Origin of the sequence: Melittangium boletus DSM 14713 (genome assembly GCF_002305855.1) — a bacterium.
Lineage (GTDB): Bacteria > Myxococcota > Myxococcia > Myxococcales > Myxococcaceae > Cystobacter > Cystobacter boletus.
Map to the genome: position 1 here is coordinate 5,161,911 of NZ_CP022163.1, position 20,425 is coordinate 5,182,335.

The following is a 20,425-nucleotide window of genomic DNA, read 5'->3' on the forward strand; positions in this document are numbered from 1 at the left end:
TAACATTCGCCCCGGTTGGGCTGGGGGGGTGAAAGCGGAGACACGCTGATGTTGGTGGCTGAAGCGATGCAGCAGGAATCCATGAGGGTGTCGGCCATCATGTTCACGGACATGGTGGAGTTGAGCACTCAGGTCCGTCGGGACTCGGCGCTCGACAATGAATTGCGCGAGGAGCAGAGACGGCTCGTGCGCGAACTGTTGTCGGACCACGGAGGGCGCGAAATCAAACGGCTGGAGGATGGCTTCCTCGTGGAATTCGACGGGGCGCTGCCCGCGGTGGCATGTGCGCTGGAGCTGCAATCGGCGTTGTGTGCACGCAACGAATGCGTACCGGACGAGCGGCGGGTTCAACTGCGCATTGGCATCCACCTGGGCTCGGTGGTGCACCAGGACGGAGACGTCTTCGGTGAGGGCGTCAACCTGGCCGCCCGCTTGGAGTCACTCGCGCCGCCCGGCTCCCTGTATGTGAGCGAGCCCGTGGCGCGTCAGGTGCGCGACCAGGGTCTGGGCGGCATGGTGCGGCTGGGCCGGGGAGAGTTGAAGAACATCCGCCTGCCCGTGCCCGTCTACCGGATTGATCCGCCGGGGAGCCGCTCGCGGTCGTGGATGGCGCGCCTGCGCGAGTTGCTGCCCATCCGCGCCCGCGGTTGAGCCGTCGCGTGCGTACCCGGGGGCGCTAGGATCCCGCCCCCATGAGAGAACTCACCCTCGTCGTTGGTTCCAAACACCTGTCGTCCTGGTCCCTGAGGCCCTATCTCGCGCTCGCCCACACCGGGCAGCCCTTTCGCGAGGTGGTGATTGCCCTGGACCAGGCGGACTCGACCGCGAACATCAAGAAGTACTCGCCCAGTGGACACGTGCCGGTGCTTCTGCACGGCGAATTGGCCGTCTGGGATTCCCTCGCCATCTGCGAGTACCTGGCCGAGCAATTCCCCGAGGCGCGTTTGTGGCCCGAGGCGCCCGAGGCGCGGGCCTGGGCTCGCTCCGTCACCGCGGAGATGCACGCGGGCTTTTCCGCGCTGCGCTCGAACATGCCCATGAACTTGAGAGCCCGCAGGCCGGGAGAGGGCCGCGCGCCGGGTGTCGCCGAGGACATCGCGCGCATCACCTCGCTGTGGACGGAGTGCCGCTCGCGCTTTGGCCGTGGGGGAGGTCCGTTCCTCCTGGGCGCCTTCTCCATCGCGGACGCCTTCTACGCGCCGGTCGTCACGCGCTTCGTCACCTATGAGGTGGAACTGGACGCGGAGTGCGCCGCCTACCGGGACGCGGTGCTCGCCCTGCCGGCCATGAAGGCCTGGACCCAGGCGGCCACGGCGTAGGCGGCCCCCTGGTGTCCCATGGTCTCGATGGCGCCTCCCGCGGCGATGAGGCAGGCGAGGTGCCGTGCGTCCTCTTCACTCAAATCATAGTCGAACGTCTGGGTGAGGCAGCAGGCTATGTCCACCTGCAACTTCATGCGGAATCAACGAAGATTCGCGCAGTCCAGGAGCAGCCGCGCCTGGTAGTTCCCCTGGGGAGCCGAGGGCTCTGGCAGGAGGATGCTGCGAGCGCAGTCCATTGCATAGGAATGCTGGAGCAGGAGCGAATAGCCCTGGGTGGCGGCGGCGTAGGACGGCCATTCCACGGTGGTGACGCAGGTGTGGCTCCGGCAGTCGATGTCCTTCAAGGTGAAGCCCTGGCCTCGCGTGAGGGACGCGAAGTCCGCTCCGAAGGAGTCCCGGGCGCTTCGGGACCAGGTGGGATCGACGGGCTCGCGGGAATGCATGTCGAGCTGCTGCTGGTGTTGTTGGAAGAGCTGCCGTTTCGCCTCCTCCCGCGAGGGACGTGGAGGCGGTGGAGGGGGCTCGGTGCGGGCCGTCAGTTCCTCCAACCGCCGCTCCAGCCGATGGAGCCGTTCTTCCCGCGCGGAGGCCGTGACCAGGGGGGGCCGCGACGTGGGCTCGGGAGCGGGCACGACCGCCTGGGGCCGCCGAGGGGCCTGGACCCTGGGTGGGTCGCTCGCGGTGGGCGTCTCCAGGGGGAGATAGCGCGCGAGCCCGACGCCCGTTCCCGCGAAGAGCAGTGGAAACACGAGAAGCAAAGCCTGTTTTTTCACGGGTCTCATCGAAGCTCCCCCCAGGCCGCGCTTACTGGTGCAACTCGTAGCCGTGGACGGAACTGGCGGTCCCCGTGGTGAAGGCCGGCAGGTTGACCACGAGATAGCCATAGTCCGTGGAGTAGCTGTTCCACGTCGCGGTGCTTGGAGAGAGGCTCGTGATGCCCACGCCACTGGAACTGGTCGCGGAGGCGGGTCCGCAGGCGCCCCCCACGTTGGCCCAGAAGCTGACACACGTGCGTGCATCCACGGCGGCCGTCGCCGAGCCGTCATACACATCCACGAGCGCCGAGAAGATTTGCAGCTTGGGCAGGTACCCGTCATCGAGGATGGGGCAGACCAGCCGGATGTCCGTGGGACCGCCATTGCCGATGGCGCCCGAGTCACTCCGGACGGACTGGTACGTCGGGGTGATGGGCGTACAGAAGGACGCGGACATCCGCCGGTAGGCTTGCGCGGACGCCTCTCCTGGCAGTGCCCCCGCGAGCCCCGCAACTCCGAACGCCCCCATCACCATCGCTCGTGTCCACCGCATGGTCCGCTCCTTTCGCCGCGTTTGTTTCAGGGACCATGCTGTCCATGCGGGCCGGCGACCGTCAGTGGGCCGCGTGGACAATGAACGCGGAGACGATGGGCTGGGGGACGGAGGGGTGTGGGTCGCCCCTCACTCCAGCCCGAGCGCCCGGAGCTGTCCGTCGAAGGCGTTGGCGGTGGTGAACAGGTGGCCGCGCATGCCCAGGGTGTTCGCGGCGGCCACGTACTCGGGCAGGTCATCGAAGAAGGCCGCCTGGTGGGGCTCGCAGCCCGCGTGCCGGAGCGCTTCCTCGTAGATGGCGGGCTCGGGCTTCACGTGCCCCACCTCGCAGCTGAGCACCAGGTGATCGAACCGCTCCAACACGGGCAGCCTCGGCTTCAGCCAGGCCGCGTGCAACACATTGGTGTTGGACAGGAGGATGCGCTTCACCCGGCCCTCCAACCCCTCCACGCGGGGCAGTACCGCCTCATGAATCGTGAAGTGGCAGTTCCAGAGCGCGTTGAATTCCTCCATGGGGAGATCCACTCCCAGCGCGCCGCACACGTCGCGCCGGATGCCCTCGGGGCCGAGCAGTCCCCGGTTGGCCGCCGTCCAACCCGCGCCGGACAGCCGGCGGCCGGCCTCCTCGGCGTCGAGCCCCGCGCGCGCTCCCAACCGGCGGAAGAGCAGGGCGTTGTCGTGGAAGGCGAGGACGTTGCCCAGGTCCAGGATGACGGCACGGATGGGCGTGTTCATACGCGGTAGCTGCGCGCCATCTTCTGCATCTGCTCGGCGACGTCGCGCAGCTCGCCGGTGACGCGTTGGGTGGCCTGAAGGCTCATCATGGTGTCGTGCATCATGGCGGACAATTCCGTCATGGCGTTGAAGATCTCCTCGAAGCCGGCGTTCTGCTGACTCACGGCGGTGGCGATCTGCCGCACCGCGCTCATGTTGTCCTTCACGATGTCGCTGAGCGCCTGGATGCTGTCGCCGCTCGTGCGCGCCTGCGCGAGGCCCTCGTCCATGCGCCGCTGGCCCTGCTCGCTCAGCGCCACCGTCTTCTGGATGGACTGGGTGATGTCCTCGAGCAGCGTGCCCACCTGGGTGGTGGAGTTGATGGACTGGTTGGCCAGTGTGCGGATCTCCTTGGCCACGATGGCGAAGCCCTTGCCGTGCTCCCCGGAGCGCACCGCCTCGATGGCCGCGTTGAGCGCGAGCATGTTGGAGCGATCCGCCAGGCCCTTCACCGCCAGGGTGATGCCGCCGATGCGCTGGGCGCGCTCGTTGAGCTGGCTGACCTGCCCGGACATCTCCTCCACCTGTTGGCGCAGGGACTCGAAGCCATTCATGCTCTCCTGGAGCGAGAGCGCGCCACCGCGGCCCAGCTCCTCGGCCCGGGTGGCCACCTGGAGCACCGCGCTGGCCCGCTCCGCGGCCAGCATCGACGTCTGCCTGATTTCCTCCGCCGTCACCTGCGTCTCCTGCAGCGCCGCGGCCTGGCGGGTGAGGTTGCTCTCCTCCTGCTCGGCGGCGCGCGTGAGGGCCGCCACGGTGTCTCCGAGCACGCGCGTTCCGCGCTGCATGCCGCGCGTCGTCTCGCTCAGGTTGTGCACCATCTGCCGGAAGGACTCGGCCAGCTCGCCCACCTCGTCATCGGAGCGCACGTCGAGCTTCTGCGTGAGGTCCGCCGTGCGCACGATGCGGCTCACCGCCTGGTTGAGCTGGGTGATGGGGCGGGTGATGTCCCGCGCGAACAGGAAGGTCAGCAGCAGCACCACCGAGCCCACGACGAGCGTGCCGATGAGGAAGAGCGTGCGCTGCCGCTTGACCCCGGCGTAGACCTCGGCGGGATCCGACAGCGCCACGAAGTGCCAGCCGTCTCCCACGTCCCGGAGCTCCGAGCTGTTGAGGGCCTGTTCGATGACGGGATGGGGCGCGCGCGCGGCACCCGGCTCGCGCGAGTCGAAGAGCACGGCGCCCGAGGCCGTGCGCACCTCCAAGGCGAAGCTCGTGTTCTTCCGGGCCTGGGCCCGGGCGAGTGCCGCCTTCACCACCTCGCCCACCTGGCCCCAGTCATACGCCGCCAGCAGCACTCCCAGCCGCCGGCCTCCGCGCTCGTCCATGACGGGCACCGCCAGATGCAGCACCCGCATGGCGAAGATGGGGTCCTCCTCGGTCAGGGTCTCGCTGGTGACGCGCCCCTGCTGGGCCGCCAGGAACCACGGCGTCTGGCTCACCCGCGCCTCCTGGCCCCGGAAGGCGTCGCGCAGCGCTTCCGTGCTGGCGGAGATGGCCCGGCCCTGATCGTCGAAGAGCACCAGTCCGGCGAACGTCGTGTAGCGCAGTTGCAGCCGCTCGAGCACCGAGTCGCTGTACTCGGCGTTTCCCGTGCGCAGCGCCGCGCGCACGAGCGTGTCCTCGGCCCAGCTGCGCACGCTGGTCTCGCGCTCCACGAGGGACGCCTCCACCAGGTCCCGAAGCCCCTCTGCCTCGATGCGCAGCATCTCGTGCACCTGATGGCTCATCGCCCTCTGGGTGTTCGCCGATCCCACCAGGGCCAGACCCAAGAGGGGAACGAGCGTCAACAGGGTGACGTACCAGGTCAGACGGCCGCGCAGCTTCAGGGTGCCGATGAGGGGAAGTCTCATGAATCTCGTCACGTCCTCGACGATGAGGGGCGGGAGTCCCTGGAAATGTCAGGGCCCGTGGGGTGCTCCTCTACCACGAGACGGCGGACGTCGACTTCCCCGGGTGCATGGCTGGACGCTTCCTCCGGAACCCGAAGGCTCCGGAAGTCCCGTCATGCCGGTTCCGTCCTCTCATCATCCTCTCATCAAATGATGGGGATGCGTTCGGGCAGTTCCTGGGCGGGGATGTTCGAGTAGTCCGCGCGCAGGTCCATCATCAGGTGCTGGTGGACGCGCTGGCTGATGACCTTGCGCAGTCGGCCCAGGAACTCCGGAGGCGCGGCGATGACCAGCCGCTCGTAGGCCCGGTCGTTGAGCCCCCGTTCGAGCCGTTCCGCCAGTTGCCGGGCGAAGCGGTCATGCTCCAGGGACTGGCGTCCATTGGGCTCGTTCTCCGCGGAGGGCTTGCGCAGGGTGCCCGCGTTGGGGTTTTCGGGCTGGTTGAGCAGGTCCACGGAGCGCTGACGGCTCTCCTCGTGGAACAGCTCCTCGCGCAGGTCCCACTTCTCCGCCCGCTCATCCGTCGAGAACAGCCGGGCCCGGCTCGCATTGGCCACCAGAATCCACAAAGCATCCGCCATGGGTTCTTCCTCCTGGGCTTGAGGTGCGAAGCGGGGCCGTCCCCGGCAAGCTTCCACGGGCTGGCGCTCTCCCGCTGGTGTGCCGGGCGGACGGGCATGGGGGCACCTTTCCCGGACCCCGGTGGCTGGCATATGCCAGGGGGGCTCGCCGGAGATGCCCTCCGGGAGGGCGGAGGTCCAGACGATGCGCGAGATGGGTGAAGCGGCGGCGAGCTGGCTGACGGGCCGGGTAGGGGAGATGGAGGAAGCGCTCGCCGCGCTGGTCGAGGTGAACTCCTGGACGGAGAACCCGGAGGGAGGGCGCAAGGTCGGCGCCCTGCTGCGCGAGCAGCTCGTCATTCCAGGGCTGTCGGCGGAGGTGGTATCGAGTACGCGCTACGCGGACCACCTGGTCTTCCGATCCGAGGGGGCGCCGGGGCTCGCGCCGGTGGCGTTGGTGGGCCACCTGGACACGGTCTTCCCCCCGGGCAAGTTCGAGGGCTACCGGCGCGATGGAGCGCTGCGGCGCGGCCCGGGTGTGCTGGACATGAAGGGCGGGCTCGTCGTCATCGCCTGGACGCTCAAGGCGCTCGCGGCGTCGGGCGGCCTCGCGCGGCTGCCGCCCTTGCGGCTGGTGGTGGTGTCGGATGAGGAGGTGGGCTCGCCCGAGGGCGCGCGGGTCATCCAGGAGGCGATCGCCGGAGCCCGGGCGTGTCTCGTCTTCGAGTCCGGCCGGGCCGGGGACGCCATCATCACCCGGCGCAAGGGCACCGGCATGGCGGTGGCCACGGCGAGTGGCAAGGCGGCCCACGCGGGCAACGCCCACCAGGAGGGGGCCAACGCGCTCTGGGCCATCGCCCGTTTCGTGGACCGGGTGCAGCAGCTCACCGACTACCCGCGCGGGCTCACCGTCAACGTGGGCAAGGTGACGGGGGGCCAGGGCAAGAACACGGTCCCGGACCATGCCGTGGCCGAGGTGGACCTGCGCTTCTGCACCCGCGCCGACGGCGAGGCGCTGGTCCAGCGCTTCCACGAGGCGGCCCGGGAGGCGGCGGCGGGCGTGCCCGGCACCCGCGTGGAGGTCCAGGGAGGCGTGGCGCGCGAGCCCCTGGAGCGCACCGAGGCGTCCGCGGCCTTGATGGAGGCCTATGGCGTGTGCGCCCACGCCTCGGGGTTGGGCCGGGGCGAGGCGCCCCTGGTGGGCGGCGGCTCGGACGCGAGCACGTCCTCCGCCATGGGCATCCCCTCCATCGACGGGCTGGGGCCTCGGGGCAAGGGCTTCCACACGGTGGACGAGTTCATCGAGGTGGACACCCTCGTGCCCAAGGCCCAGGCCCTGGCGCGCTACCTCGCCTCCCTGACGGGATGACGCCTGGAGTGCTCCGCAACGGACTCTGTTCGGGGTAGAACAGGGCCCATGCATAACCGCTTCGTGTATGGAGCCCTGCTGCTGGCGCTCGTGTGGGCCTCCGGCCCGGCCCGCGCGCAGGATGAGGGCGGCTTCGGACTGGACCTCTCGGGTGACTCGACTCCCCAGGCGCCGCTCGAGCAGGGCGAGGAGCCGCCTCCGGACACCGGCTCGCTGGGCCTGGACCTGAGCACCGGTCCCAGCGCGGAGTTGCAGCCGCGCCTCGCCTTCGTGGGCCTGGAAACGCCCGAGCGCGCCGGGGCCGCGGTGTCCAAACGGTGGCTCGCCTGGTTGCAGTCGGCGGCGTTCCGCACCGGCCGGGTGGTGCGGGCGGCGGACCCGGCCGAGGCGCGCAAGCAGCTCGCGGCGGACTATGCCTCCGTGGTGCGCTGCCACGAGGCCGCGTGCGTGACGAACGCGGCGGAAACGCTCGACGCGGATCTGCTCACCACGGCCCGGCTGGCGCTGGAGGACGGGGGCTGGACGCTGCGGCTGTGGACGTATGACCGGGACCGGGGCGTGGTGGAGATGGACGTGGTGACGGGCCGCAAGCCGGCCGAGAGCGCCTTCTTCCGGGAGGCGGGCGCGGCGCTCGCCAAACGCGTGACGGAGCTGGCGCGGCCGCGCACCCTGCTCAAGGTGTCCTGCAACGTGTCCCAGGCGGTGGTGCGCGTGGGCGAGCGCATGCTGGGCGTGGGCAACGTCGAGGCGAAGCTGCCGCCCGGCGAGGTGCAGCTCGTGGTGGAGGCGGATGAGTACACGACCTCCACGCAGACGCTGACGCTCGTGCCGGGCGAGACGAAGGAAGTGGCGGTGCGGCTGGAGCTCAACGGCCCGGCGCCGGAAGGGCCCGGCCTGGACGCGGTGGCCAGCGTGAAGAAGTCCCGGGGCGCCTCGGGCCCCTCCGTGTTCAGCCGGCCCGCGCTCTACACCACGGTGCTGGGACTGGCGGCGGTGGGCGCGGGCGTGGCGCTCGGCATGAGCCTCCAGGGCACGGGCCAGGGCATCGACGGGGAAGGCGTGCGGGAGATTACCCGCGCCCAGTACCTGGCGGCCCAGCGCAAGGACGTGCTCGCCACGGCCCTCATGGCGGGAGGCGGCGCGGTGGCCGCGGGCAGTCTGGTGTGGCTCATCGTGGTGCCTCAGCGTTCCGGACCCGTGTCTTCCTCGGTGGCGCCCGTGGCGGGCGGCTCGAGCAACCAGGGCATGGCCCTGCACTTCGTGTTTGGCGGGAGCTTCTGACCATGAAGTCCTTCTCTTCCCTCGTGGGCTGTCTGGTACTGGCGCTGGGCGTCACGGCGTGTTGGGTCCCCGCGCTTCCAGACGACACCATCTTCAGCTGTGACACGAACGACGACTGCGCCGCGACGGGCGTGGTGTGCGCGCCCCGGCCGGACCAGCGGGGCTACTGCTGCGCGCCCACCGCCGAGGAGTGCAACGGCGCCGACGACAACTGCAATGGCGTGCGCGACGATCTGGACGACGTGAAGTGCTACACCGGTCCGGAGGGCACCGAGGGCGTGGGCAACTGCCGGGCGGGCAAGAACGCCTGCGGCACCCGGGGCGAGCTCACGTGCGCGGGCCTGGTCCTGCCCACCCCCGAGGTGTGCAACGGCCAGGACGATGACTGCGACGGCCAGGTGGACGAGGACTTCGACCTGCTGTCGGACAACAACAACTGCGGCGCGTGCGGCACGGCCTGCAACCCGACGCGGGACATGTGTGTCGAGGGCCAGTGCGTCCTGCGCAAGGAGCTGGACTGCGCGGATGGCAGGGACAACGACAAGGACGGCTACGCCGACTGCGAGGACTCGGACTGCGACAACCAGACGTGTGGAGAGGGGCGTCTCTGCCTCTCCCGGGTGTGCGGCGAGGGCGTGTGCACGGACGGCTTGGACAACGATGGGGACGGCGAGACCGACTGCGCGGACTCGGACTGCGACAAGAAGGCCTGCGGCATCGGCACGGGCTGCACCTGCACGGGCACGGTCGCCAAGGAAGTCGATTGCTCGGATGGCCTGGACAACGACAAGGATGGCAACGCCGATTGCAAGGACTCGGACTGCACGGCGTGCGGCACGGGCTGCGTCTGCACGGGCGGCATCGCCGTCGAGCTCGTGTGCGGCGATGGGTTGGACAATGACAAGGATGGGAAGAAGGACTGCGAGGACTCGGATTGCACCAACAAGGAGTGCGGTGCGAACGCCAGCTGCGTCTGCGTCGGCGGTGTGAAGGTGGAGAAGGCCTGCTCCGACGGCGCGGACAATGACGGCGACGGGCTCATCGACTGCAAGGACTCGGACTGTGTCGCGTCGGGGTGCGGAACGGGCTGCTCCTGCGCGGGGGGCACTTCCTCCGAGACCGCCTGCGCCGACGGCAACGACAACGACCGGGACACGCTCATCGACTGCAAGGACACGGACTGCGAGAACAAGTCGTGCAACACGGCGGGCGGCTGCACCTGCAAGTCCGGGAACAAGACCGAGACGACGTGCAACGACAACAAGGACAACGACGGGGACGGAAAGTCCGACTGCGCGGACTCGGACTGCGACACCAAGACGTGCGCTTCCGGCAAGACCTGCAAGAGCGGCACCTGTAGCTAACCGTCGCGCCTGATGTCGTCTGTTGAGCCCTCCTTCCCCACCGGAAGGGGGGCTTTTTCATACCCCGGGGCGAGCTCCTTCCACGCGGGGACGATTCATGCCTCCGGCGGCCGTCAAACCGACGACAATCGTCTCCCATGGGTTGCCAGGGAAAGAGAGGATGGAGAGGTTTGCCGTCCAATGGGCGGCGACGACCTCATCCCGGGTACGGTACTCTCCAAGGATCCCCGAACCACTGGTGCGGGCGGTTCATCGGTCGCGGAGCACGTGTTGCAGCCGGGTGACATCCTGGGCAGTTATCAGCTGGAGCAGCTCCTCGGAGAGGGCTCCATGGGGCAGGTCTTCCAGGCGCGCCACGTGCGCCTGGGGCGGCAGGTGGCACTCAAGGTGCTGCGCTCCGCCTTCGCCCACGACTCGACCTTCGTCCGGCGCTTCTTCCAGGAGGCGCACGCCGTCAATCAGATCAACCACGAGCACATCGTGGAGATCTTCGACTTCGTGGAGGACCCGGCGGGTGGCCACGTCTACTGCGTGATGGAGCTGCTGCGCGGCCAGTGCCTGTCGGACGTGCTCCAGCAGGAGAAGCTGAGCCTCGCGCGCATCCGCCGCCTCATGGTGCAGGTGTGCGCGGCGCTCGGGGCGGCGCATCAGCTCGGGGTGGTGCACCGGGACATCAAGCCGGACAACCTCTTCGTCGCCCACAAGAACGGCCAGGAGGACTTCGTCAAGGTGCTCGACTTCGGCGTGGCCAAGGTGCTCACCGCCGAGGGCCTCAACGGCACGTTGGACGGCACCATCATTGGTACGCCCACCTACATGTCGCCGGAGCAGGCCGCGGGGCTGCCCGTGGACGCCCGGGCGGACATCTACGCCGTGGGCACGGTGCTCTACGAGCTGCTCAGTGGACGGCCGCCCTTCGTGGCGCCCAACTTCGGCCAGCTCATGGTGAAGATCCTCACCGAGGCGCCACCCGCGCTGCCCACGCTCACGCCCGCCGGGGAGCCCATTCCCCCGGCGCTGGCCCACCTCACCCTGCGCTGCCTGGCCAAGGAGCCCGAGGCCCGGCCCGAGCAGCTCGCCGAGGTCATCACCTCGCTGTTGATGGATTCGCCCGGGTCGTCCTTGCTTCCACCGGAGGAGCGGCCCACCCAGCCCGTGCGCGTGCCCCTGGCGTTGGTCGCGCGGCGCCCGGGCACCCTGCTGGCCGCGGGGCTGCTGGCCGCGACCGTGTCGGGATTCGGACTGTGGTGGGCGAGCGCCCCGAGCGGCGCGCCCTCCGCCAGCGAGGCCGTGGTCGCGGCGGCCCCGAAGCCCGCGCCCGCGCCGGCGCCCGTATCCCTCACCGTGCGCTCCGTGCCCGAGGGGGCCCGGGTGGTGCGCGCCGACACGGGCGAGACGCTGGGCGTGACGCCCTGGGTGGCGAGCCTGCCGTGGTCGGCCTCGCCCCTGGGACTCCGGGTGGAGCTCGCGGGCTACAATCCGAGCGAGCACAAGGTTTCACTGGAGGCCTCCGCCACGCTCGAGGTGCCACTCGTGCCCGTGCCGACGGTGGCCAAGCCCGCGCGGGACTCGCGCAACACCACCCGTGCATCCACCGCGCGCAAACACTCCTCGGGAAGCCGTGATGCCGTCATCGATCCGTTCGCGCCCTGAACGTTGCGCGCCCTTGCTGGGGCTCTTCGCCCTGCTGCTGCTCGCCCTGGCTCCCCTGACCGCGCACGCGGCCGGGGACCCGCGAGTGGAAGCCCAGGCGCGTGCGAAGTTCGTCGAGGGCAACGCCGCCTACGAGAAGGCCGACTTCCAGACGGCGCTGGGGGCCTATCTCGAGGCCTACCGGTTGATGCCGTTGCCGGGCTTCCTGTTCAACATCGCCCAATGCCACCGGCAGCTGGGCCGGCCCGAGCGTGCCGCCATCTTCTACCGGCGCTACCTGGCGCAGTCCAAGCGCCCTCCGTCCAACGCACCCCTGGTGCGTGAGCTCATCGCGGAGATGGACGCGGCGGCGGCGAAGGAGCCTCCCAAGTCCGTCGCCCTGCGCTCCCAGGCGGAGGAGGTCGCCGCCCGACGCGCGCGCGAGGACAGCGAGCGCAAGCGCGCCGTGGCCGCCACGCCTCCCACCCCGGAAGTCCAGAGCGAGAGTCTGGCGAAGAAGTGGTGGGTGTGGGCGGGCGCGGGCGCCGTGGCCATCGTGGCTGGTGGCGTCATCTACGCGGCCACCGCGCCGGAGCCGCGGCCCACCACCCTGGGCACCATCCGCTGAGCGCCAGGGCCCCGGTTCAGGCCGGGCGGCTCTGTCCGCCGCGCTGATTGGCCAGCATCAACTGGGCCGTGTCGGCCATGCGCTGGTGGAAGCTGTCCGCGTCGTGGAAGGTGAGCCGCACGTCGCCCAGTTGCAGGTGCATGCCCGTCTCCAAGGGGTGGAGCTGGCCGGGCGTGAGTCTCTGGCCCTCGAGCAGGGCCGGGCCGCTCTGCGGGCGCGCTTCCACCGCCCAGCCTCCGTCCGCGCGGGCGCGCAACACCAGGTGCTCTCGCGACACCGTGGCGTCGTTGATGACGAAGGCGTTGTGCGAAGCGCGTCCGATCTCCAGCAGATCCTTGCCCGGGTTCAGCTCGAAGCACATGGCGTCCCCGGCGGGCAGACAGTCACTGAGCTCGTCGTTGGGCAGCCGGGTGGCGCCGTGGTTCTGCTCACCGCCTTCCGGGACGTTCCACGCGCCTGACTCCCAGACCAGCCAGTAGTGGGGATACCGGGCGCGGAACTTCTCCTTCAGAGCGAGGTGCTGCCGCACGAGCAGCGACAGCAACAGGGAACGTGCCATGGGGCGGAGCCAACCACCTTCGCGCGCCGATCTCCACCCACGATGTTGGCTCGGAGTACCGGGTTGTCCAAGAGTACGCCTTTGCCCGAGGTGAAGTCCACGGTGGCCAGGCGTCCAGGTTCCCGGCCCGTTTTTTACTCGGAGTCACCTCCGGCGTAAGGTGTGGCTTGAATGTTTCAGTGGGCCGCGAGTGATCGTGGCACCAACGACTCCATTCCGAGCCCTCCCCGTCGTCGTCTTTCCTCCAACCCCCAGGACCCGAATGCGCCACCTCCCCCGCCATCTCCTGGTCTTATTCAGCGCAGGACTTCTCCTGTTGTCCGCGTGCTCCCCGTCCGAGGAATGCGGCAATGGCCTCGTCGAGGGACAAGAGGAATGTGACGACGGCAACCGGGTGGACGATGACTCCTGTTCCAACAGGTGTATTCGCGCCCAGGCGGCCGTGTGTGGCAACGGGGTGGTGGAGGTGGGCGAGGCCTGTGACGACGGCAACTCCACCAACGGGGATGGCTGCCAGAACGACTGCACCCGGACGCCGCCGGATCAGGAAGTGCTGCACGTCTGCGGCAATGGCATCCGGGAAACGGGCGAGGCGTGTGACGACGGCAACCGGGTGGATGGGGATGGGTGTGAGCACGACTGCCAGGTGACGCCGCTCGTGCAGGAGGCGTGTGGTGGCGTGGAGAGCCTGCCCCAGCCGCCCGGGGGTGAGACGTGCGCGCTGGTCGACGCGGGCGAGCCCGGGGGCGCGCGCCTCTTCCTGGGCGTGGTGCTGCTGGAGGGCAGGACGCTCCAGGGCGGCCAGGTGCTGGTGAACCGCGAGGGCACCATCTCCTGCGCGGCGTGCGATTGCTCGTCCCACCCGGATGCCGTGGGCGCGATGCGCCTGTCGTGCCCCCAGGGCGTCATCTCCCCGGCGCTCATCAACGCGCACGATCATATCGACTACCAGAAGGCCCCCGTGCCCTCGGTGGAGGAGCGCTACGAGCACCGCCATGACTGGCGCCCGAATGGCCCGGTGTCCCCCGGTCACACCAAGATTCCCAACGGAAACCTCGCGAAGATCGACACCATCCTCTGGGCGGAGCTGCGCCAGGTGATGGCCGGCACCACCGCCATCGCCAGCAGCGGCGGCCGGGCGGGCTTGCTGCGCGACCTGAGCATGGACGACTCGGCGGCCGAGAGCTACGCCCAGGGCGGCCTGCACGCGCCCCGCCTGGACTTCCAGACGTTCCCCCTGGATGACAACTCTGGTCCTGTGCTCGCGAATGGCTGTGGCTACAGGCGCATCGACACGCCGAGCGTCATTCCCGCGCTGGGGGCCTACCTGCCGCACGTGTCCGAGGGCATCGCCGAGACGGCGCTCAACGAGTTCCGCTGCCTGTCCGGGCAGGGGGACAACAGCCAGAACCTGATGACGGGGCGCACGGCCATCATCCACGGCATCGGCGTGACGGCCCGGGAAGTGGGCTTGATGGCGGAGCGGGGCACGGGCCTCATCTGGTCGCCCCGCTCCAACGAGTCGCTGTACGGCGACACGGCCCAGGTGTCGCTCTACAAACAGATGGGCGTGGGCATCGCGCTGGGCACGGACTGGTTGCAGTCCGGCTCCATGAACATGCTGCGCGAGCTGCAGTGCGCGGACTACCTCAACCAGGTGCAGCTCGCGTACACCTTCACCGACGAGCAGCTCTGGCGCATGGCCACCGCGACCGCCGCGGACCTGACGCTCACGGGCAACAAGCTGGGCCGCATCGCCCCGGGCAGGGTGGCGGACCTGGCCATCTTCCGGCTCAACGCGCATGCCCGCTCGCCCCACCGCGCCGTCATCGCCGCCAACCCCGCGGACGTGGTGCTCACCCTGCGCGCGGGCAAGCCGCTCTTCGGCGACAAGGCCCTGGTGGCCGCGCTGACGACCGACAAGCGCTGTGACGCGCTGGACGTGTGCGGCTCGGCCAAGACGGTGTGCGTGAAGTCCGAGACCGTCTCCGATGCCAAGAAGGGAGAGGAGAGCGGCAAGAGCCTCGCGGACCTCCAGGCGGCCAACCCCTCCTCCTATCCGCTCTTCTTCTGTGGCACGCCCACGGACGAGCCCGTCTGCGTCCCCCGGCGTACCGCCACCGTTGCCTCCAACGTGCCCGCCTCCGTCAACGGCTCCAACCTCTACAACGGCGTGCGGCGGCTCGGCGACTCCGATGGCGATGGCATCGAGGACAGCCAGGACAACTGCCCCATCATCTTCAACCCCATCCGCCCCCTGGACAACGGCAAGCAGGCCGATACGGACGGCGATGGCGTGGGCGATGCGTGCGACCCGTGCCCGCTCGATGCCCACGGCAAGAGCTGCCTGGCGTACGACCCCATCGATCGGGACGGCGACACCCTCCGCAACTCCGACGACAACTGCCCGGGCACGTACAACCCGCTTCAGGAGGACTCGGACTTCGACGGCCACGGTGACGCGTGCGATCTCTGTCCCACGGCCAATCCCGAGGACACGGTCTGCTCGGTCTCCATCTACGCCATCAAGCAGCCGGTCAACGGCAAGCACCCGCTGGTGGGCACCACGGTCTCCATTCCCAGCGCCGTGGTGACGGCCGTGACGGGCAAGAACTACTACCTCCAGGTGCCCGAGTCCGAGCGCGGCCCCCTGGGCGAGAACTGGTCCGGCATCTACGTCTACTCCTCCGGGAGCACGCCCAAGGTGGGCGACCACCTCACCATCACGTCCGCCAACGTGGCGGAGTTCTACGGGCAGATCCAACTGAGCGGCAAGGTCACCTTCGTCAAGGGCGCGGCCGTGCCCATGCCCTCGCCCATCGTCGTCACTCCGGCGCAGGTGGCCACGGGCGGCTCGCGTGCCGCGGAGCTCGAGGGCGTGCTGGTGCAGCTCAACGAGGTCTCCGTGACCGCCCATGAGCCGCCCCTCGGCTCGGGCGACAGTGCTCCGAGCAACGAGTACGTCATCGACGTGTCCCCGGCGACGGGCGGCGTGCGCGTGAACGACTTCATCTACGCCTACACGTCCCCGCCCCCCGTGGGCTCGAGCTTCCGCTGGGTGCGCGGCGTGCTGGAGCTGCGCAATGGCCACTCCAAGGTGGAGCCGCGCGGTGCCCATGATCTGCTCGGGCCGCCGCCCGCGCTCCAGTCCTTCGGCGCCGCCTCGGGCCAGTTCATCCGGGTGAGCCCCGCGTGCGCCGCGGACGGGTGCTCGCTCATCGCCCCCTCGAAGCTCGAGGTGGGACTGGCCGGGGTCGATGGCGAGGACGTGGAGCTCACCGTCTCCTCCAGTGAGCCGAGCGCGCTCGCGGTGGCCAACGGGGGCCGGGTCATCATCCCCAAGGGCTCGACCCACGCCGAGGTGAAGCTGATTCCGTATACCCAGGCGGCCTCCGTGACGCTGACCGCCTCGCTCTGGGGCGCCCAGTTGCACACGTCGGTGCGCGTGCTGGGGATTTCCGAGGCCCCCTCGCTCCTCTCCCTGTCACCCAATCCCCTCATCACCGCGCCGGGCTTTCCCGCCCCGCTGACGGTCGCCCTGGACATCCCCGCGCCCGAGGGCGCGACATTCAGTGTCGCCGTGGCGCCGGAGCTTGGCTCGGCACCCGCGGCGGTGGCCATCGCGGCCGATGCCACCACGGCCTCCTTCACCTTCCTGGCGAACAAGGACGCGCCCACCACGGCCACGGGCTCCCTCTTCGTTCAGGGGACGGTGGGGGCTCAGGGCTCCGCCGAGACCGAGGTCCGCTTCACCGCCGACTACCCGACGCTCCAGTCGCTCACGCCCGCGACCTCCACCGTCGTCCAGGGCACCCCCCAGGAGTTCACGGTGACGCTGAACAAGGTGGCCGAGGGCGACATGGCCGTGGCCCTCACCGCGGCGCCCGCCAGCGCCGGTGTCCCCTTCGGCACCGTGCCCGCCACGGTGACGGTGCCCCGGGGAAGCGACTCGGCCACCTTCCTCTTCACCGCGGATGCGAAGGCCACCAGCACGGGGACGGTGCGCGCGTCGCTCGGGCCCTCCGAGGCCACCGTGTCCGTGACGACGCGGGCCTCGTACCCGAAGCTCGCCAGCCTCACTCCCGCCGCGCTCCGGCTGCCTCCGGGCGCCACGCGCACGCTCATCCTGACGCTCGACAAGGCCGCCGAGGCCGGTGGGTTCCCGGTGACGTTCTCGCTCTCGTCCCCGGAATTGGGAACGCTCGACAAGCAGACCGTGACCATCGCCGAGAAGGCCAAGACGGCCGAGGTGACCTTCACCGCGGGCTCGGTGGAGATGAGCGGCCGGTTCACCGCCTCCAGCCCCGTGGGACCGGGCAGCACGGTGTCCGCGGAGTTCCTGGTGGCGGTGCCTCAGCCGCACGTGGTCATCAGCGAGATCAGCGCGCGCGGTGAGTCCGCCATCTCGGATGACTTCGTCGAGCTGTACAACCCGACCGACGCGGACATCGACATCGGTGGTTGGGTTCTCCAGTACCGCACCGCGGGTTCGACCAGCACCACGGTCAACTACACCAACCTCAAGGTCATCGACGCCGGCAAGGTCATCAATGCGCACGGCTACTTCCTGCTCACCAACAATGGGTACTCGGGCGCCGTCGCGCGGGACCTCTCCTGGGGAGGCACGGACATCTCGGCCACCGCCGCCAACGTCCGGCTTGGCACGGCCTCGGTCACGACGGATCCCACCGTGTTGACCGGCGTCGTGGACACCGTGGCCTTCGGCTCGGGCCGCGTGCTTCCCGAGGGCCGTGCCTTCCCCGCCCACCCCACGGGCGCGGGCAGCATCGAGCGCAAGGCCTTCGTGGCCTCGACGAGCGCGAGCATGGCGGCGGAGGGCTCGGACGCGCTGAAGGGCAACGGGTACGACTCGGACGACAATTACGACGACTTCGTGTCGCGCGCCGCCCGGGATCCGCAGAACTCCGCGAGCCCGACGGAGAGTCCCACCGGGAGTTCGCTCCCGTAGCCGTCGCCGGCCGGGGATCGTCAGCCCGCGAGCAGGGTCACCTTGACGATCTCCGGCGGTGCGGCCACCCGCAGCGGAGGGCCCCAGAAGCCCGTACCCCGGCTCACGTAGAGGGAGTGGTCTCCCTCGCGGAAGAAGCCGGCGTCGTGTTCCCAGACGGCCGCGACCACCCGGGTGAAGGGGAAGAACTGGCCGCCGTGGGTGTGTCCGGACAGTTGCAGGCCCATGCCCGCCTTCTGCGCCTGCTCCCGCCAGCCCGCGGGTTGGTGCGCGAGCAGCACCGAGGCCCGGGATGGGTCCCTCCCCGCCGTGGCCGCCGTCAGGTCGTACTGGCGCTGGGCGAAGCCCGAGCGGGCCGCCGCCCAGTCGTCCACGCCCACCAGGTCGAACGAGGCGCCGGCGTCACCCACGCGCACGTAGCGGTTGCGCAGCACCGTCACGCCCATGCGGGGAAGGGCCTCGCACCATTCCAGGTCCCCGGACAAGTACTCGTGGTTGCCCGTGCAGAAGAACGTGCCATGGCGCGAGCGCAGCTCCCGCAGTGCCGCCGCGGCGGGCCCCAGCTCCTCCACGCTCCCGTCCACCAGGTCCCCGGTGATGCACACCAGGTCCCCCTTGAGCGCGTTGGTGCGCGCCACCAGCTCGTCCATGAAGCGGCGCTGGATGAGCGGGCCCACGTGGATGTCGCTCAACTGGACGATCGTGAAGCCATCGAGCGCGCGGGGCAGCCCCGGCAGCTTCACCGCCACCTCGTTCACCACGGGCGGGTGGAAGGCGCGCCACATGCCGTAGCCGCTGAATCCTCCCGTGGCCGCCAGCGCCACGCCGGCACCCGCTCGCGCGAGCAGTTCACGCCGCTCCTCGGACACGGGCGCGGGCACGGCCGCGGGGGCCGCGCGCCGCCGGGCGATCCAATCGGCGATACCGCGTACTCCTCCGACCGTCATCACCGTGAGCAGCAGGTAGGTGGCCACGCCCATCCAGTACCAGCTGAACTGGGACAGGACGGCCGTCACCCCCGAGGGCAACAGGGCGGAGAGCGGCCGGGCGGTGACCAAGGTCGCGCCCAGCACGCTCCAGAGCACCAGGCCCACGCGCCGCCAGAGGAGATGACGGCTCGTGTCGCGCACGAGGCGCCGGTACAGGTAGATGTGACTGCTCACCACCAGGAGCGACAGGACGCCGAAGAAGATGAGGAGCCGAGGGGGAATAGGCATGCGCCCCCTGTCTTAACTGGCTCCCTGCTCCGTGCAACCGCCGCGTCGGTGAAGAAGCGTGAATCGCCGCCCGCGTCCTAAGTCAGCAGCGAGCGCAGGGCGGGCGCCAGCTCGGCGTATTGGAACGAGTACCCCGCCTCCAGGGCGGCGCGGGGCAGGACGCGCTGGCCCCCCAGCACGATGAGGGACATCTCCCCGAACAGGCCCTTCAACGCCAAGGAGGGCACGGGCAGCAGCGACGGCCGGTGGAGCGTCGCCCCGAGCGTGTGCGCGAAGTCCGCGTTCGTCACCGGCTCGGGCGCCGTCACGTTGAGGGGCCCCCTCAGCTCCTCCCGCTCCAGCGCGAAGAGCAGCAGGCCCACGGCGTCGTCGCGGTGGATCCAACTGAGGTACTGCTTGCCCGAGCCCATGCGGCCCCCCACGCCCATGCGGAAGGCGGGCAGCATCTTCTTCAGGGCACCGCCGGAGGGGTGCAGCACCACGCCGAAGCGCGGCACCACCGTGGGGATGCCCGCCGCGTCCGCCTCCAGCGCCTCGGCTTCCCACGCCCGGCATACCTGCGCGAGGAAGTCCTCTCCGGGCGAGCCCGTCTCCGTCAGGGGCTCCGCGCCCCGGTCCGCTCCGTAGTAGCCCGCGGCCGAGGCGGACACGAAGCGGCGCACCGTGCCCGCCGCCCGCATGGCCTCCACGAGCATCCGCGTGCCCACCACCCGGCTCTCCTGGATGCGCCGGCGCGCGTTCTCCGTCCAGCGCTGGGAGACCGGCTCGCCCGCCAGGTGGATCACCGCCTCCGCGCCCGCGAGCGCGTCCGGCGACAGCGGGGTGATGGTGTCGTAGTAGGAGCCCGTCACTCCCGAGGGAAGCCGTCCGAGCGTGCGCTTCACGTCCCGCGCCAGCACATGCACGCCATGGCCTCGTTCCAACAAACGTTGAACAAGGGACGGACCCAGGAAGCCGCTCGCGCCGGTGACGGCCACCTTCATGGATGGGCCCCCGAGGGCTCGGACGGCATCGCCATGTCCCGTCCGAGCAGCCGGCCCAGCTGCATGAAGAAGTCGTCCATGTCTTCCCTGTCCATGCGGCCAGAATAACGGAAGACGGGCTTGCCCTCGGGTGTGAGCAGCATCACCGAGGAAGTCTTCTTCGGCAGGTTCCACGGCGGGCCGCTCATCGTCCCCTTCAGGTCCACGAGGATGGGCAGGTTCCACTTCTTCTCCTCGTCGCGCACGTGCGACAGCGCGATGTCCCGCGCGGGGAAGAAGTCGAAGGACTCCAGGTTCGCCACCGCCACCACGAACGCCGCGTCCAGCAGTCCCATCTGCTGTCCCCGGTTGAACAAGGCCTCCTTCAAGGCCGAGTTGAGTGTCGTGGAGTGTCGGTCCTCGTAGAACAGAATGACGGGTTTTCCCCGCCACTTGGACAGCGCCACTTCCTTTCCTCTCGAGTCCCACAAGCTTGCATCCATCGGGCCTGCCTCGGGTGATGCGGCGAGCGCTGGGCGGGTGGCCAGGAGAGCGACCACCACCAGTCCCGCCAGCCGCGCGGTCATC

The 20,425-nt window shown here is 69.8% G+C and carries 18 protein-coding genes and 1 pseudogene; 8 read left to right on the forward strand and 11 right to left on the reverse strand.

Going from position 1 to position 20,425, the window contains the following annotated elements; all coding sequences use genetic code 11:
• The first annotated feature begins 51 nt into the window (after positions 1-51).
• Both MEBOL_RS21805 and MEBOL_RS21810 read left to right on the forward strand, forming a co-directional pair.
• The gene (locus MEBOL_RS21805; protein ID WP_179956472.1) at positions 52-651 is read left to right on the forward strand and encodes an adenylate/guanylate cyclase domain-containing protein; all 600 of its coding nucleotides are present in this window, start codon (positions 52-54) and stop codon (positions 649-651) included.
• Between the two features lie 41 nt (positions 652-692).
• A complete protein-coding gene (locus MEBOL_RS21810) occupies positions 693-1,319 on the forward strand; it encodes a glutathione S-transferase family protein (protein ID WP_095979262.1) in 627 nt (208 codons plus the stop codon).
• Here the strand turns inward: MEBOL_RS21810 and MEBOL_RS41320 are convergent.
• The 7 genes and pseudogenes from MEBOL_RS41320 to MEBOL_RS21835 all read right to left on the reverse strand — a co-directional run bounded on the left by MEBOL_RS41320 (position 1,256) and on the right by MEBOL_RS21835 (position 5,877).
• On the reverse strand, positions 1,256-1,456 hold the full coding sequence (locus tag MEBOL_RS41320; RefSeq protein ID WP_157775350.1) for a hypothetical protein: 201 nt from the start codon (positions 1,454-1,456) through the stop codon (positions 1,256-1,258). The two genes, MEBOL_RS21810 and MEBOL_RS41320, sit on opposite strands and share 64 nt — an antisense overlap.
• A 6-nt stretch (positions 1,457-1,462) precedes the next feature.
• The gene (locus MEBOL_RS21815) at positions 1,463-2,071 is read right to left on the reverse strand and encodes a hypothetical protein (protein WP_157775352.1); all 609 of its coding nucleotides are present in this window, start codon (positions 2,069-2,071) and stop codon (positions 1,463-1,465) included.
• 55 nt (positions 2,072-2,126) lie between these two features.
• Entirely contained in the window at positions 2,127-2,630 is a 504-nt protein-coding gene (locus tag MEBOL_RS21820; protein ID WP_157775354.1) for a hypothetical protein, read from the reverse strand.
• Between the two features lie 129 nt (positions 2,631-2,759).
• Positions 2,760-3,365, reverse strand: a complete 606-nt coding sequence (locus MEBOL_RS21825; RefSeq protein WP_095979265.1) for an HAD family hydrolase — start codon at positions 3,363-3,365, stop codon at positions 2,760-2,762.
• A complete protein-coding gene (locus MEBOL_RS21830; RefSeq protein ID WP_425437649.1) occupies positions 3,362-4,672 on the reverse strand; it encodes a methyl-accepting chemotaxis protein in 1,311 nt (436 codons plus the stop codon). Before MEBOL_RS21830 ends, MEBOL_RS21825 begins: the two co-directional genes overlap by 4 nt.
• Positions 4,670-5,257 (reverse strand): annotated as a pseudogene (locus MEBOL_RS44120) (cache domain-containing protein); the annotation flags it as partial. The pseudogene MEBOL_RS44120 and the gene MEBOL_RS21830, both read right to left, overlap by 3 nt.
• A gap of 185 nt (positions 5,258-5,442) precedes the next feature.
• Entirely contained in the window at positions 5,443-5,877 is a 435-nt protein-coding gene (locus MEBOL_RS21835) for a host attachment protein (RefSeq protein WP_095979267.1), read from the reverse strand.
• Positions 5,878-6,061: 184 nt separating this feature from the next.
• Between MEBOL_RS21835 and MEBOL_RS21840 the strand changes: the two genes are divergently transcribed.
• From MEBOL_RS21840 to MEBOL_RS21860, 5 genes are all read left to right on the forward strand, one after another.
• A complete protein-coding gene (locus MEBOL_RS21840) occupies positions 6,062-7,225 on the forward strand; it encodes a M20 family metallopeptidase (RefSeq protein WP_095979268.1) in 1,164 nt (387 codons plus the stop codon).
• 48 nt (positions 7,226-7,273) lie between these two features.
• Entirely contained in the window at positions 7,274-8,506 is a 1,233-nt protein-coding gene (locus MEBOL_RS21845) for a PEGA domain-containing protein (RefSeq protein ID WP_095979269.1), read from the forward strand.
• A 2-nt stretch (positions 8,507-8,508) separates the two neighbouring features.
• A complete protein-coding gene (locus MEBOL_RS42180; protein ID WP_179956280.1) occupies positions 8,509-9,870 on the forward strand; it encodes a hypothetical protein in 1,362 nt (453 codons plus the stop codon).
• 180 nt (positions 9,871-10,050) lie between these two features.
• Complete coding sequence (locus MEBOL_RS21855; protein ID WP_095979270.1) at positions 10,051-11,523, forward strand: serine/threonine-protein kinase; 1,473 nt, start codon at positions 10,051-10,053, stop codon at positions 11,521-11,523.
• 13 nt (positions 11,524-11,536) lie between these two features.
• Positions 11,537-12,130 (forward strand): tetratricopeptide repeat protein, encoded by a 594-nt coding sequence (locus MEBOL_RS21860; RefSeq protein WP_245918718.1) that lies wholly within the window; start codon positions 11,537-11,539, stop codon positions 12,128-12,130.
• A 16-nt stretch (positions 12,131-12,146) separates the two neighbouring features.
• On the opposite strand, the gene MEBOL_RS21865 is transcribed toward MEBOL_RS21860, so the two are convergent.
• Positions 12,147-12,689, reverse strand: a complete 543-nt coding sequence (locus MEBOL_RS21865) for an FHA domain-containing protein (RefSeq protein WP_095979271.1) — start codon at positions 12,687-12,689, stop codon at positions 12,147-12,149.
• Between the two features lie 316 nt (positions 12,690-13,005).
• On the opposite strand from MEBOL_RS21865, the gene MEBOL_RS21870 reads away from it, so the two are divergent.
• Positions 13,006-17,658 carry a DUF4215 domain-containing protein gene (locus MEBOL_RS21870; RefSeq protein WP_245918719.1) on the forward strand — a complete coding sequence of 1,551 codons (4,653 nt, stop codon included), beginning with the start codon at positions 13,006-13,008 and terminating at the stop codon, positions 17,656-17,658.
• Positions 17,659-17,678: 20 nt separating this feature from the next.
• Here the strand turns inward: MEBOL_RS21870 and MEBOL_RS21875 are convergent, their stop codons facing one another.
• From MEBOL_RS21875 to MEBOL_RS21885, 3 genes are all read right to left on the reverse strand, one after another.
• Positions 17,679-18,875, reverse strand: a complete 1,197-nt coding sequence (locus MEBOL_RS21875; protein ID WP_095979273.1) for a metallophosphoesterase — start codon at positions 18,873-18,875, stop codon at positions 17,679-17,681.
• Positions 18,876-18,952: 77 nt separating this feature from the next.
• Complete coding sequence (locus MEBOL_RS21880; protein ID WP_095979274.1) at positions 18,953-19,858, reverse strand: TIGR01777 family oxidoreductase; 906 nt, start codon at positions 19,856-19,858, stop codon at positions 18,953-18,955.
• On the reverse strand, positions 19,855-20,424 hold the full coding sequence (locus tag MEBOL_RS21885) for a hypothetical protein (RefSeq protein ID WP_170115563.1): 570 nt from the start codon (positions 20,422-20,424) through the stop codon (positions 19,855-19,857). Before MEBOL_RS21885 ends, MEBOL_RS21880 begins: the two co-directional genes overlap by 4 nt.
• Between the last annotated feature and the right edge of the window lies 1 nt (position 20,425).

Excerpts from the sequence above, each read along its gene's own strand:
- MEBOL_RS21810 (WP_095979262.1), top strand. The coding sequence starts at position 693 with ATGAGAGAACTCACCCTCGTCGTTGGTTCCAAACACCTGTCGTCCTGG.
- MEBOL_RS41320 (WP_157775350.1), bottom strand. The coding sequence starts at position 1,456 with ATGAAGTTGCAGGTGGACATAGCCTGCTGCCTCACCCAGACGTTCGAC.
- MEBOL_RS21820 (WP_157775354.1), bottom strand. The coding sequence starts at position 2,630 with ATGCGGTGGACACGAGCGATGGTGATGGGGGCGTTCGGAGTTGCGGGG.
- MEBOL_RS21825 (WP_095979265.1), bottom strand. The coding sequence starts at position 3,365 with ATGAACACGCCCATCCGTGCCGTCATCCTGGACCTGGGCAACGTCCTC.
- MEBOL_RS21835 (WP_095979267.1), bottom strand. The coding sequence starts at position 5,877 with ATGGCGGATGCTTTGTGGATTCTGGTGGCCAATGCGAGCCGGGCCCGG.
- MEBOL_RS21840 (WP_095979268.1), top strand. The coding sequence starts at position 6,062 with ATGCGCGAGATGGGTGAAGCGGCGGCGAGCTGGCTGACGGGCCGGGTA.
- MEBOL_RS21845 (WP_095979269.1), top strand. The coding sequence starts at position 7,274 with ATGCATAACCGCTTCGTGTATGGAGCCCTGCTGCTGGCGCTCGTGTGG.
- MEBOL_RS42180 (WP_179956280.1), top strand. The coding sequence starts at position 8,509 with ATGAAGTCCTTCTCTTCCCTCGTGGGCTGTCTGGTACTGGCGCTGGGC.
- MEBOL_RS21855 (WP_095979270.1), top strand. The coding sequence starts at position 10,051 with ATGGGCGGCGACGACCTCATCCCGGGTACGGTACTCTCCAAGGATCCC.
- MEBOL_RS21865 (WP_095979271.1), bottom strand. The coding sequence starts at position 12,689 with ATGGCACGTTCCCTGTTGCTGTCGCTGCTCGTGCGGCAGCACCTCGCT.
- MEBOL_RS21875 (WP_095979273.1), bottom strand. The coding sequence starts at position 18,875 with ATGCCTATTCCCCCTCGGCTCCTCATCTTCTTCGGCGTCCTGTCGCTC.
- MEBOL_RS21880 (WP_095979274.1), bottom strand. The coding sequence starts at position 19,858 with ATGAAGGTGGCCGTCACCGGCGCGAGCGGCTTCCTGGGTCCGTCCCTT.
- MEBOL_RS21885 (WP_170115563.1), bottom strand. The coding sequence starts at position 20,424 with ATGACCGCGCGGCTGGCGGGACTGGTGGTGGTCGCTCTCCTGGCCACC.